The sequence below is a fragment of the Sphingomonas sp. genome, assembly GCF_965248875.1.
Classification (GTDB): Bacteria; Pseudomonadota; Alphaproteobacteria; order Sphingomonadales; family Sphingomonadaceae; genus Sphingomonas.
In genome coordinates, this window is sequence record NZ_CBDFKR010000007.1 from 157,144 (window position 1) to 169,700 (window position 12,557).

Genomic DNA, 12,557 nt, shown 5'->3' on the forward strand with positions numbered 1-12,557 from the left:
GATGGTTGCCGCCGTGCCCGCTTTCGGGTGGGCCGGCTGGACAGGGGTTGATCGCCGGGGGGCGGTCCTTCCCAGCTCTACTGAAACGTCAACGCGCCGTCGGTGCGGGGAGTAGGGCAATGGCGAGCCGGGCTGATCCGGGAATTTGGCGCGAGTCGGTGCGCGCCGGGGCGGTGCGATCGGGCGCGCTGACGGGCGCGGCGGTGCTGTTGACGCTGACGCTGGCGATGACGCTCGCGCTGATCAGCTTCGACGGGCGCGATGCCGCGATCGACACCGCCGCGGGTGCGGTGACGCACAATCTGATCGGCGCGCCGGGCGCGTGGTTTGCGGACCTGATGCTGCTGATGTTCGGGCCGGCGGTGGCGCTGTTGCTGCCGGTGCCCGCGACAGTTGGGCTGCGGCTGTGGCGAGACCTGCCGGCGGGCCCGCGGGTGCGGACGCTGCGCAATGCGGCGATCGGGGTCGTGCTGATGGGCGCGGCGCTGGCGCTGGTGTCGGGCGACGCGGTGTCGAAGCTGCCCGGCGGCTGGGGCGGGGCGATCGGCTTGCTCGCCGCGAACGGCGCGCGCGCGTTGCTGGCGCTGCCCGACAACCCGGCGCTGGCGCTGTGGGGCGCGCGGGGCGCGGCGCTGGCCGCGGGCGTGGCGGGCGCGGTGGTCTGGGCCAAGGCGCTGGAGATCGAGTGGGCGGACTGGCGCTGGCGCCGCGCGCCGCGGGAGGCGCTGTCCGCACCGGTGGTGGAGGACGACGAGCCGCTGACCCTGGTCCGCCGCCCGGTCGAACCGCGCGCGGTTGCTGAGCCTGATCGCCGCCCCGCGCCGCTGGTCGCCGAACGGCCCGCAGCGCCCTCGGCGGCGCGCCCCAAGCCGACCCAGGCACAACTCGACCTGGGGCACAGCTACAAGCTGCCGCAGCTCGCGCTGCTCACCCCCGCCCCGCCGGCGCCCAAGGGGCAGATCGACAAGAGCGCGCTGCAGCGCAATGCCCGCCTGCTCGAATCGGTGCTCGCCGAGTTCCGGGTCGAGGGCAAGATCCTGGAGGTCCGGCCCGGCCCGGTCGTCACCATGTACGAGCTGGAGCCCGGACCTGGCATCAAGGCGAGCCGCGTCGTCGCGCTGGCCGACGACATCGCGCGCAAGATGTCGGCGCTGTCGGCGCGCATCGCGGTGATCCCGGGCCGCAATGTCATCGGCATCGAGCTGCCCAACGCCAAGCGCGAGGCGGTCAGCCTGCACGAGCTGATCGGCAGCCAAGCCTATGAGGATCAGGCGCAGCAGCTGCCGCTGGTGCTGGGCAAGAACATCGCCGGCGATCCCGTCATCACCGACCTCGCGCCGATGCCGCACCTGCTGGTCGCGGGCACGACCGGGTCGGGCAAGTCGGTGGGGCTGAACTCGATGATCCTGTCGCTGCTCTACCGGCTGACGCCCGAACAGTGCCGGATGATCATGATCGACCCGAAGATGCTCGAACTGAGCATGTACGACGACATCCCGCACCTTCTTTCTCCGGTGGTGACCGATCCCGCCAAGGCGGTGCGCGCGCTGAAATGGGCGGTCGAGCAGATGGAGGACCGTTACCGCCAGATGTCGTCGGTCGGCGTCCGCAGCCTGGCCGGCTTCAACGACAAGGTCCGGGCGTCGCTGGCCAAGGGCCAGCCGCTCGGGCGGCGCGTGCAGATCGGTTACGAAGACGGCCGCCCGCTCTACGAGGAGGAACAGCTCAACTACGCGCCGCTGCCGCAGATCGTCGTCATCGTCGACGAACTCGCCGACCTGATGATGACCGCGGGCAAGGAGGTCGAGTTCCTGATCCAGCGGCTCGCGCAAAAGGCGCGCGCGGCGGGCATCCACCTGATCATGGCGACGCAGCGGCCATCGGTCGACGTCATCACCGGCGTCATCAAGGCCAATTTGCCGACGCGGATCAGTTTCCACGTCACGTCGAAGATCGACAGCCGCACGATCCTGGGCGAGCAGGGGGCCGAGCAGCTGCTGGGCAAGGGCGACATGCTCTACATGCCCGGCGGCAAGGGCATCGTCCGTGTCCACGGTCCCTTCGTGAGCGACGACGAGGTGCGCGGCGTCGCCGATCACTGGCGCGCGCAGGGGCAGCCCGACTACGTCTCTTCCGTCACGGAGGAGCCGGAGGACGGCTTCACGCTGGAGGGCGCGCCGACCGGCGAGGATTCGGCGGAGGATCAGCAGTATCGCGCCGCGATCCAGCTCGTCTGCGAATCGCGCAAGGCCTCGACCAGCTGGCTCCAGCGCCAGCTGCGGGTCGGCTACAATTCGGCGGCGCGGCTGATCGAGCGGATGGAGAAGGACGGCATCGTCGGGCGGCCCGACCATGTCGGCCGCCGCGAGGTCCTCCGCGATGCGGAGGGACATGCGGTGTGACGATCCGCGTCGGCATCGGCGGGTGGACGTATGAGCCGTGGCGGGACAATTTCTATCCCGCCAAATGGCCGCACAAGCGCGAGCTGGAGTTCGCCAGCCGCCAGGTGACGGCGATCGAGATCAACGGCACCTATTATTCGACCTTCAAGCCCGCGAGCTGGGCCGGGTGGCGCGACACCGTGCCCGACGACTTCGTCTTCGCGGTCAAGGCGTCGCGATTCTGCACGAATCGCAAGGTGCTGGCGGATGCGGGCGAATCGATCGCACGCTTTGTCGGGCAGGGTCTGACCGAACTCGGTCCCAAGCTTGGCCCGATCCTGTGGCAGTTCATGGCGACCAAGCGGTTCGATCCGGACGACATGCGCGCGTTCCTGGCGCTGCTGCCCGGCGCGGAGGCGGGCATCACGCTGCGTCATGCGATCCAGGTGCGACACGAGAGCTTCGCCGACGCCGCCTTTATCAAGATGGCGCGCGCGGCCGGGGTAGCGATCGTTTATGCGGATGCCGCGGATTACCCCGCCATTGCCGACCTGACCGGGCCGTACGTCTATGCCCGGCTGGAGCAGGCGGAGGAAGTCAATCCGCACGGCTATACCGACGCGGCGCTCGACGGCTGGGCGGCGACGGCGCGGACCTGGGCGGGGGGCGGGCGGCCCGACGGTCTGCCCTATGTTACCGACACGCCCCCGCCGGCGCAGGCGCGCGAGACGTTCGTGTTCTTCATCAACGGCGCGAAGGTGCGGGCGCCGGCAGGAGCGCAGGCGCTCATCGCGCGGCTGCGGGCATAGGTGCAGTTGTGGGGGGCGGCATCGTCAGTGCGGCGCTCTCCAGCGTATCGAGCGCGAGACGCGCGACGGTGTAGCGCCTTGCCGCGGCGAGCCACCCCGCCGCCTCATCAGCACCGGGCAGCTGCGCCACCTCCGCCCGCGCAGCCTCGACCTGCCCCGCGTCGAGCAGGCGACGCGCGCGCGCCAGGTGATCGGCAGGGCGCGGGCTGGGCGTGTCGACGCGACGGATGACCACCAATGTGCGGAGCTCGCGGCGCGCCGTCGCCCACCAGCCGTCGCCCAGGCTCGACGCCGCGGCGGGGCCGATCGACTCCAGCGCCTGACGCAGGTCCTCCAACGTGACCGGCTGCCGCGCCGCCTGCTCCAGCGCGCGAACGGCATTGGGCCGGACGGTGCCGAAGCGCGTCTGCAGCTGCGGCTCGAGCGCGCCGAGCGGCTGGCCGCGGTCGATCGCACGGCGTGCGGCGAGCGCGGTCAGCAGCGCCTCGGCGCGGGTCGCCTGGCCGCCCGCGGCATCGGCGCTGGCGGCCAGCGACGCGGTGCGCGCCTCCAGCGCCGCGAGCTGGCCCGACAGCACGGCCTCGCGGGCCGACAGCGAGCCGGGATCGGTGGCGACGGGCGTGGCGACTGGCACGGGCATGGGCGACGCCGCGGCGGGCACGGGCGCGGCAAGCGCGAGCGGCGGCGCCTGCGCGTCCTGCGCCATCCGCTTGCGCACCATCGCCCAGGCGACGAGCAGCCCGAGCAGAAAGGCGAGCAGTACCAGCACCGACACCAGCCCGACCCGCAGGCCCCGCGGGGTCGCCGTCGAAAAGGCGGGCAGGCGGACGTCGGTCATGCCCGCTTATCCGTCGCTCCCTGCGCCCGGTCAATCAGCGCGGCGGCGGCGGCAACCAGGGCGGCGTCGGTCGGGGTGGCCGCGCGCGTCACGGCTGACCACCCATCGCCCGCGGCCTCGGCGACCGCGGCGCTGAGCGCCGCGACCGCAATGGCGGCGCGGTCGACGCCGGCGCCCGCAACCAAGGCCGCGAAGCGACGCGCGGCGCGCGGCGAATGGAGCAGCGCAATCCGGCCGGTCCAGCTCGCCGCGACGCCTGCCGGATAGGCGATCGGCTCCGCCGCGTAGACAGTGCGCTGGTCGACGCCGGGCAGGGTCAGCCGGTTGCGGCCGGCGAGATGGAGCAGCCGGGTAAACCCTCGCGCAGCCGCGGCCGCGACCAGCGTCGCCGCGTCGCGGTCGCCGGTCAGCACGATGGTCAGCCCTGCGGCCTTGGCCGCCGCGGCGGTGGCGGAACCGACCGCGAGGACGGGCAGGCGGGCCAAGGTGCGCAGCCCCTCCCCGGCATGACGCGGCGCGTTGACGCTGGTCAGCAACAGCGCGTCGAACCGCCGTGGGTCCGGCGTCATCCAGGGGACAGCCGTCACGGCGAAGAGCGGGCAGCGGCGCACGTCGATACCCCGCGCGGTAAGCAGCGCCGCGGTGCGGGCGCTGCCCGGCTCGGGCCGCAGAACGACCGCGCCGCCGATCACCGCGCGGGCGGCGAGAACAGCCGCGCCACCGAGGGCGGCGCGCGGGCGAGCAGGTCCGCGGCCAACGTCGCGCCGAGCACCGCGTCGATCGCGCCCACCGCGGACCCGGTGACGTGCGCCGTCCCGTCCTCGTCGAGCAGTTCGGCGTCGAGCCGCAGCCCGCCCTGCTCGTCCTCGACCGCCAGCGCCGCGACGGGCGAGTGGCAGTTCGCCCCGAGCGCGGCGAGCAGGCCGCGTTCGGCGTGGACGCAGAAGTTGGTAATGACATCAGAGATCGCGTTCACCGCCAGGAACGCCTCGCGGTCGTCCGCGCGCACCTCGACGCCCACAGCACCCTGCGCCGGGGCCGGCAGCATGACGTCGAGGGCGATCGGCGCGCCGATCTCCGGGCGTTTCAACCGGTCCAGCCCAGCCGCCGCCAGCAGTGTCGCGTCCGCTTCCCCCGCTGCCAGCTTCGCCAGCCGGGTGTCGACATTGCCGCGGAACAGCACGATCCGGAGATCAGGCCGCAGGCGGAGCAGCTGCGCACGGCGGCGCGGCGAGCTGGTTCCGACCGTCGCGCCGGGCGGCAGCGCCGCGATCGAGGGCGCGCCGATCAGCCGGTCGCGGACGTCGGCGCGGGGCAGCATTGCGGCGATCGCGATGGCGGCGGGGCGCAGCGTTTCGACGTCCTTCATCGAATGGACGCAGGCGTCGACCTCTCCCACCAGCAGCGCGCGGTCGAGTTCCTTGGTCCACAGCGCCTTGCCACCGATCTCGGCCAGCGCGCGATCCTGCACCCGGTCGCCGGTGGTGCGCACGACGACCAGCGCGACGCGATCCAGCGGCCAGCCATGCCAGGCGCACAGCGCATCGCGCACCATCCCCGCCTGGACGAGCGCGAGCGGCGAGCCGCGCGTGCCGAGGCGGAAGCGTCCCGCCTCAGCCATCGCGGAAGTTGTCGAAGTTCACGCAACAATGGCAAATCTTCCGGGCGGTCGCCGACGGGCGTCGATCAGGCCAACGATCGGGGCGGCGGAGCGCGATCATGCCGCGCCCTATGGCACGGTCCGCGGCGTGTAGGACAGTCTTCCGTCGCGGCCGCGCTTCGCAAGCGCCGCACGCGCGCCTATGACCGGCCGCATGCTGATCCTCGGCCTCGAATCCTCGTGCGACGAGACCGCGGCGGCGCTGGTCACCGGAGACCGGCGGGTGCTGGCGCATCGGCTGCTCGGGCAGGAGGCGGCGCATGCGCCGTTCGGCGGCGTGGTGCCGGAGATCGCGGCGCGAGCGCATGTCGAGGCGCTGGAGCCGTTGGTGCGCGCGGCGCTGGACGAGTCAGGGGTCACGCTGGCGCAGGTCGACGCGATCGCCGCCACCGCCGGGCCGGGGCTGATCGGCGGCGTCATGGTCGGGCTCGTCACCGGCAAGGCGCTGGCGCATGCGGCGGGCAAGCCGCTGATCGCGGTCAACCATCTGGAGGGCCATGCGTTGAGCCCGCGGCTGAGCGACCCGGACCTGACCTTCCCCTATCTGCTCCTGCTGGTCTCGGGCGGGCATTGCCAGCTGCTGCTGGTCGAGGGGGTCGGCCGCTACCGGCGGCTGGCGACAACGATCGACGATGCGGCGGGGGAGGCGTTCGACAAGACCGCGAAGCTGCTGGGGCTGGGCTTTCCCGGCGGCCCGGCGGTGGAACGGGCGGCGGCGGCGGGCAACGCCGGGGCGGTGCCGTTGCCGCGGCCGTTGAAGGGGTCGGCCGAGCCGCATTTCTCCTTCGCGGGGCTGAAGGCGGCGGTCGCGCGCGTAGCGGGGCAGCACCCGCCCGAAGACATCGCGGCATCATTCCAGCAGGCGGTGGTCGACTGTCTGGTCGACCGCACCGCACAGGCGTTGACCCGGGCCGGCGAAGTGACCGCGCTGGTCGTTGCGGGCGGGGTCGCGGCCAACCGGGCGGTGCGGACGGCGATTGAGGCGCTGGCGGCGGCGCACGGGCTGCGCTGCGTGGCGCCGCCGCTATGGCTGTGTACCGACAATGCGGCGATGATCGCCTGGGCCGGCGCGGAGCGGTTCGCGGCCGGGCTGACCGACCCGCTCGACATGGCGGCGCGGGCGCGCTGGCCGCTCGATCCGGCGGCGGAAGCGGTGCGCGGGGCGGGGGTGAAGGCGTGAAGTACGCACTCCGGGGCGGGTCGGTGATCCTGGCCGCGATATTGTTGCTGATCGCGTATGAGGCGGTGCAGGTGCTCCGCGCGCGGGCGAACACGCCCGCGATCCTCGCCGCCCATGCGGACCGGTCAGTCCGGATCGCCGACCTGCCGCCGCGTCGGATCGCGATGTTGTTGCGGGTCGAGGATCCGGCGTTTCTGCATCATCACGGCATCGACTGGTCGACGCCCGGTGCAGGCGCAACGACGATCACGCAGGGATTGGTCAAACGGCTGTACTTCGATCGTTTCGACCCTGGCTTCGCCAAGATCGAGCAGAGCCTGATCGCATGGCTGGTCCTCGATCCCGCCGTCGGCAAGCGCGAGCAGGTCGACCTGCTGCTCAACTATGCGTGGATGGGTAATCAGGGGCGCCGCCCGGTCATCGGCTTTCCGGCGGCGGCGCTCGTTTATTTCGGCAAACCGCTCGCTCGGCTGGACGATCGGCAATTCCTCGGACTCGTGGCGATGCTGATGGCGCCGCGCGATCTCGATCCGCTGCGCCATACCGCCGCCAATGCCGAGCGGGTCCGGCGCATCGAGGCTCTGCTCGCCGGACGTTGTACGCCGCGCGATCACGGCGACGTGAAGCTCGTCGGCTGTGCGGGAATAAGCATATGATCGGGGTGATCGGTGGGGGCGCCTGGGGCACGGCGCTGGCGCAAGTGATGGCGGCGGGCGGTGCGCCGGTGCGGCTGTGGGCGCGCGAGCCGGAGGTGGTGAGCGGCATCAACGAAGCGGGAGAGAATGCGGTTTTCCTGCCGGGCGTGACGCTGTCGCCGTCGATCGCGGCGACGGGCGATCTGGCCGTGCTGGCGGACTGTACGCTGGTGCTGGTGGTCGCGCCCGCCCAGCATCTGGGCGCGGTGCTCGCCGGGCTGCCGCGAACCGACCGGCCGCTGCTGCTCTGCGCCAAGGGGATCGAGGCGGGAACGCACCGGCTGATGAGCGAGGTCGCGACCGCCGCGCATCCCGACGCGCCGATCGCGGTGCTGTCGGGACCGACTTTTGCAGCCGAGGTGGCGCGCGGGCTGCCGACGGCGGTGACGCTGGCGTGTGCGGACGAGGGCTGCGCGCCCGACCTCGCGCGCCAGATCGCGCGGCCGAGCTTTCGGCCCTACACCTCCACCGATGTCGTCGGCGCGGAGATCGGCGGCGCGGTCAAGAACGTCCTCGCCATCGCTTGCGGGGTCGCGGAGGGGGCGGGGCTGGGTCAGAATGCGCGCGCGGCGTTGATCGCGCGGGGCTTCGCGGAGATGACGCGCTTCGGGCTGGCGCGCGGCGCGCGGGCGGAGACGCTGGCGGGACTGTCGGGACTAGGTGATCTGGTGCTGACCTGCTCGTCGACCGCCAGCCGCAACTATTCGCTCGGCGTCGGGCTGGGGCGCGGCGAGGCCGCGGCGGCGCTGCTGGGCGACCGGCGGACGGTGGCGGAGGGGGCGTTCACCGCACCCGTGCTCGCCGAGGCGGCGGCGGCGGCCCGGGTCGACATGCCGGTGACGGCGGCGGTGTGCCGGCTGCTGGAGGGCGCGGGCGCGCGCGCGGTGATCGGTGAGCTGCTGGCGCGGCCGTTGCGGGCGGAGGGGGTCTAGCCGCGCCTCAGAAGTCGACAGCGACTCCCTTCAGCTCCCAGTCGCCATAGCGCGTGGGATCGCGGCCGAGCGGATCGTCGCCGCGCACCTTGACCGGCTGCGGCGCGGGGACCGGCGGATTGGGGGGCAGGTCGGCGGGCGGCTGCAGGTGAGCGGGGCGCTGGCCCATGCGTGGTTTCCCTTTGCGCGGTGGCAGCCCACATGGGGCAGCGATGCCGATTCGCCAACCGTCCGCCACTACCGTCGATCCGCCGGGCGTGCCCGCCCGCCGCGCGGCGCTGAAGCTGCTCGACGCGGTGCTGCGGCGGGGCGAGGCGCTGGAGGCGGCGCTGGCGGGCGCGACGCGCGGCGTGGCGGGCGCTGATCGCGGGCTGGCGCATGCGGTCGCGGCGGAGGCGCTGCGGCGGCTGCCCGACCTCGACGCGCTGATCGACGCACAGACCCGCCAGCGTTTGCCCGACGACGCGAAGGCGCGGTTCGCGCTCAGGATCGCGCTGGTGCAGGCGCTGGCGCTGGGCACGCCGCCGCACGCCGCGATCGCCACCGTGCTGCCGCTGGTCGACGGCGGACCCCGCAAGCTGGTGCACGGCGTGTTCGGGTCGGTGCTGCGTGCAGGCGCGCAGCTGCCGGCGATACCGACGCTGCCGCCCGAGACCGCGACGCGGTGGCGGGCGGCGTGGGGCGACGCGGCGGTCGCGGCGGCGGCACGAGCGCTGGCTGCGCCGCCACCGCTCGACCTGTCGCTGAAGGACGAAGGCGGGGCGGCAATGCTGGGCGGGCGGTCGCTTGCCCCGCTGCACCGGCGGCTCGATGATGCCGGTCCGGTGACGGCGCTGCCGGGCTTTGGCGAGGGCGGCTGGTGGGTGCAGGACCTGGCGGCGTCGCTGCCGGCACGGTTGATCGGCGCGGGGGCGGGCACTGTGCTCGATCTGTGCGCGGCACCTGGCGGCAAGACCTGCCAGCTCGCTGCGGCCGGGTGGCGGGTGACGGCGGTCGACGCGAGCGAAAGTCGTCTGGCGCGACTTCGCGACAATCTCATGCGGACCAGGCTCGTGGCGGACGTGGTCCGCGCCGACCTGCTCGATTGGGCGCCCCCCGCAGCCGCCGATGCGGTACTGCTCGATGCGCCGTGCAGCGCTTCGGGCATCTTCCGCCGCCATCCCGATGTGCTCCACCGCGTCCGTCCGGCGCAGATCGCGGAGATGGCGGACCTGCAGACCCGGCTGCTGGCGCGCGCGGCGGATTGGGTGCGGCCGGGCGGCACATTGGTCTATGCGACCTGCTCGCTGGAACCCGAGGAAGGGGAGGAACAGGCCGGGCGATTCATGGCCGCGCGGCTGGATTTCTCGCTGGCGCCGCCCGCGCAGGGTGAGCTGCCCGTCGCGGCCGCCGCGCAGGGGTGGGTGAGGACGCTGCCGGGGACGCTGGAAGCCGATGGCGGGTGTGACGGCTTCTTTATCGCACGGTTCAGACGAGACAGATGACGGCACGGTTACGCTAAGTTAGGGTCGGTCAATGCCCAACCCCGTCCGCATCGCGCCCTCCATCCTGTCGGCCGATTTCGCGCGGCTGGGCGAGGAGGTGCGCGCGGTCGATGCGGCGGGCGCGGACTGGATCCACCTCGACATCATGGACGGGCATTTCGTGCCCAACATCTCGATGGGGCCCGGCGTGGTGAAGGCGCTCAGGCCGCATACCGCCAAGCCGTTCGACGTCCACCTGATGATTTCGCCGGTCGACGCCTATCTCGACGCATTCGCCGACGCCGGCGCGGACACGCTGACCGTGCATGCCGAGGCCGGGCCGCACATCCACCGTTCGCTCCAGCACATCAAGACGCTAGGCAAGCGCGCGGGCGTGGTGATCAACCCGGGGACGCCGGCCAAGATGCTGGATTACCTGCTCGACCTGGTCGATCTGGTGCTGGTGATGAGCGTCAACCCGGGATTCGGCGGCCAGCATTTCATCGACGGGCAGCTCAAGAAGATCGCGGCGGTCCGCAAGATGATCGACGCGACCGGCCGCGCGATCGACCTGGAGGTCGACGGCGGCGTCGATGCGGCGCAGGCGCGGCGCTGCGTCGAGGCGGGCGCGGACGCGCTGGTAGCGGGAACGGCGGTGTTCCAGGGCGGGCCGGACCGCTACGCGGCCAATATCGCGGCGCTTAGAGGCGGGTGAGCACCGCCCCGCTCGATACGCTGCCCGATCCCGTTCCGGACATCACCCCGGACACGATCGACGAGGGCAAGCGGCTGGTGCGCCTGGGCGGCGACACCGGGCTGAGCCTTGCCGAGCGGTTGTCCGAGCGGTTCCAACGGCTGACCTGGCGGACGCCGCTCCACACGCTGCGGCTGCGCGGCCGCTATCCGCTCAAGCTGATCGCCGTGCCCGACGATCCGATTGCGGGCGATGTCGCGCGCGGGCGGGCGTTGCTCGACGGGCGGATGAGTTTTCGTGGCGAGACCCACGCGCTCGACGCGCTCGATTTCCGCCACCGCGACTGGGGTGCGCCGTTTGCAACCCATGTCCACAGCTTCGCCTGGCTGCGCGACCTGTCGACGGTGGCGACGCGGGCGGGCGGCGCGCCGATCGCGGAGGTGATCACCGCGCGCTGGCTTCATGCCTATGCCGAGACGGTCGACGCGCTCGCCTGGGCGCCGGACCTGTGGGGGCGGCGTGTCCTCTACTGGACCGCCCACGCGCCGCTGATCCTGTCGTCGACCGATCTCGTCTATCGTTCGTCGGTGCTGAACACGCTGGCGCGCGGCGCGCGTCACCTGGATCGCGGGGCGGACAAGGCACCGGCAGGGGTGAAGCGGATCGCCGCGTGGTGTGGCGTGGTCGCGGCGGGGCTGCTGATCCCCGGCGGCGACGGGCGGCGGGCGTTCGGCGAGGCGGGACTGGCGCGCGCGGTGGCGGGCGGGCTGCACGACGATGGCGGGGCGGTGTCGCGCTCGCCGGCGCAGCTGCTCGACACGGTCGACCTGCTGGCGATGCTGCGCGAGACCTATGCGGCGCGGCGGCTGGCGTTGCCGGGCCCGATAGCGGCCGCACTGGCGCGGGCGGTGCCGGCGCTGCTCGGGACGACGCACGCCGACCGCGGGCTGGCGAGCTGGCAGGGCGGCGGGCCGATCACGGCGGCGGCGGTCGCGGCAGTGGTCGATGCGACCGGCATCCGCACCCGCCCGCTCCGCCAGGCGCGCGACTGGGGTTACCAGCGGCTGGCGGCGGGCAGCGCGGTGCTGATCGTCGACGCCGCGCCGCCGCCGGTCGCGCGTGCGGTGGCGGCGGGCTGCGCCTCGACCCTCGCCTTTGAATTGTCGGACGGCCCGGCGCGGCTGGTGGTGAATTGCGGCGGCGCCCAGGCCGGCTCGGCGACGTTGCCGGGGGCGCTGACGGCGGCGCTGCGCACGACAGCGGCGCATTCGACGCTGGTGGTGGCGGACTCCAACTCGACCGCGATCAATGCGGACGGCACGCTGGGGCGCGGCGTCGGCGAGGTCGAGCTGAGCCGGCAGGAAAGCGAGGTCGCGAGCCGGCTGGAGGCGAGCCATGACGGCTATGCGCGGCGTTTTGGCTTCGTCCATCGCCGCCAGGTGCAGCTGGCGGGCGATGGGCGCGAACTGCGCGGCGAGGACGCGCTGTTGCCAGCCAGCCGTCTCCGAGGAGGCCGGCGGCGGCGGGGCTCGACGGCGTTCGTCGTGCGATTTCACCTTGGCCAAGGCGTGCAGGCGTCGCCGACCGCCGATGGGCAGGCGGCGCTGTTGCGGCTGCCTGGCCATGACCCGAGAGGAGGCGCGCTGTGGCAGTTCCGCTGCCGCGGCGGCGCCCTGGCGATCGACAGCAGCCTGTGGATCGATGCCGACGGCCGCGCCGTGCCGACCCAGCAGCTGGTCGTTACGGGCGAGGCGGCGGCGGGCGGGGCGAGCGTGAGCTGGGCGTTCAAGCGGGCGATCTGATCGCCGCCGCCTGCTTGCAGGAAGGGGGCGGGGGTGGGTAAGCGCGCGCAACCTGATCGGCCTTGATGCATCGAGGCACGCACCACCCCAAGCCCTCCCTCGC

12 protein-coding genes are annotated in these 12,557 nt (G+C 72.9%); 8 read left to right on the forward strand and 4 right to left on the reverse strand.

All coding sequences use genetic code 11. The features are described from left to right. Positions 1-119: 119 nt before the first annotated feature. Both ACP2AD_RS05535 and ACP2AD_RS05540 read left to right on the forward strand, forming a co-directional pair. A complete protein-coding gene (locus ACP2AD_RS05535) occupies positions 120-2,402 on the forward strand; it encodes a DNA translocase FtsK 4TM domain-containing protein (protein ID WP_425229081.1) in 2,283 nt (760 codons plus the stop codon). Further along, a complete protein-coding gene (locus tag ACP2AD_RS05540) occupies positions 2,399-3,190 on the forward strand; it encodes a DUF72 domain-containing protein (RefSeq protein ID WP_425229082.1) in 792 nt (263 codons plus the stop codon). Before ACP2AD_RS05535 ends, ACP2AD_RS05540 begins: the two co-directional genes overlap by 4 nt. On the opposite strand, the gene ACP2AD_RS05545 is transcribed toward ACP2AD_RS05540, so the two are convergent. The 3 genes from ACP2AD_RS05545 to hemC are packed head-to-tail and all read right to left on the reverse strand — an operon-like array spanning position 3,168 to position 5,649. After that, the gene (locus tag ACP2AD_RS05545) at positions 3,168-4,028 is read right to left on the reverse strand and encodes a hypothetical protein (RefSeq protein ID WP_425229083.1); all 861 of its coding nucleotides are present in this window, start codon (positions 4,026-4,028) and stop codon (positions 3,168-3,170) included. The two genes, ACP2AD_RS05540 and ACP2AD_RS05545, sit on opposite strands and share 23 nt — an antisense overlap. Continuing rightward, positions 4,025-4,720 carry a uroporphyrinogen-III synthase gene (locus ACP2AD_RS05550; RefSeq protein ID WP_425229084.1) on the reverse strand — a complete coding sequence of 232 codons (696 nt, stop codon included), beginning with the start codon at positions 4,718-4,720 and terminating at the stop codon, positions 4,025-4,027. The genes ACP2AD_RS05545 and ACP2AD_RS05550 overlap by 4 nt, the downstream gene beginning before the upstream one ends. After that, positions 4,717-5,649: a hydroxymethylbilane synthase gene (gene hemC, locus ACP2AD_RS05555; RefSeq protein ID WP_425229085.1), complete on the reverse strand. Its 933-nt coding sequence runs from the start codon at positions 5,647-5,649 to the stop codon at positions 4,717-4,719. The genes ACP2AD_RS05550 and hemC overlap by 4 nt, the downstream gene beginning before the upstream one ends. A 193-nt stretch (positions 5,650-5,842) precedes the next feature. Here hemC and tsaD point away from each other — a divergent pair, with 193 nt between their 5' ends. Genes tsaD through ACP2AD_RS05570 form a run of 3 tightly spaced genes read left to right on the forward strand, consistent with a single transcriptional unit; the run spans position 5,843 to position 8,495 of the window. Further along, on the forward strand, positions 5,843-6,868 hold the full coding sequence (gene tsaD / locus ACP2AD_RS05560) for a tRNA (adenosine(37)-N6)-threonylcarbamoyltransferase complex transferase subunit TsaD (protein ID WP_425229086.1): 1,026 nt from the start codon (positions 5,843-5,845) through the stop codon (positions 6,866-6,868). Beyond that, a complete protein-coding gene (locus tag ACP2AD_RS05565) occupies positions 6,865-7,524 on the forward strand; it encodes a transglycosylase domain-containing protein (protein WP_425229087.1) in 660 nt (219 codons plus the stop codon). Before tsaD ends, ACP2AD_RS05565 begins: the two co-directional genes overlap by 4 nt. Beyond that, positions 7,521-8,495 (forward strand): NAD(P)H-dependent glycerol-3-phosphate dehydrogenase, encoded by a 975-nt coding sequence (locus tag ACP2AD_RS05570; protein WP_425229088.1) that lies wholly within the window; start codon positions 7,521-7,523, stop codon positions 8,493-8,495. Before ACP2AD_RS05565 ends, ACP2AD_RS05570 begins: the two co-directional genes overlap by 4 nt. A gap of 7 nt (positions 8,496-8,502) precedes the next feature. On the opposite strand, the gene ACP2AD_RS05575 is transcribed toward ACP2AD_RS05570, so the two are convergent. Continuing rightward, positions 8,503-8,664: a DUF1674 domain-containing protein gene (locus tag ACP2AD_RS05575; protein WP_425229089.1), complete on the reverse strand. Its 162-nt coding sequence runs from the start codon at positions 8,662-8,664 to the stop codon at positions 8,503-8,505. Positions 8,665-8,707: 43 nt separating this feature from the next. Here ACP2AD_RS05575 and ACP2AD_RS05580 point away from each other — a divergent pair, with 43 nt between their 5' ends. From ACP2AD_RS05580 to ACP2AD_RS05590, 3 genes are read left to right on the forward strand one after another with little or no spacing between them, the layout of a single operon-like run. Further along, positions 8,708-9,979 carry an RsmB/NOP family class I SAM-dependent RNA methyltransferase gene (locus tag ACP2AD_RS05580; protein ID WP_425229090.1) on the forward strand — a complete coding sequence of 424 codons (1,272 nt, stop codon included), beginning with the start codon at positions 8,708-8,710 and terminating at the stop codon, positions 9,977-9,979. Between the two features lie 31 nt (positions 9,980-10,010). Further along, entirely contained in the window at positions 10,011-10,673 is a 663-nt protein-coding gene (gene rpe / locus ACP2AD_RS05585; protein ID WP_425229091.1) for a ribulose-phosphate 3-epimerase, read from the forward strand. Beyond that, positions 10,670-12,454, forward strand: coding sequence for a heparinase II/III family protein (locus ACP2AD_RS05590; protein ID WP_425229092.1), 1,785 nt, complete (start codon positions 10,670-10,672; stop codon positions 12,452-12,454). Before rpe ends, ACP2AD_RS05590 begins: the two co-directional genes overlap by 4 nt. Positions 12,455-12,557 lie beyond the last annotated feature (103 nt).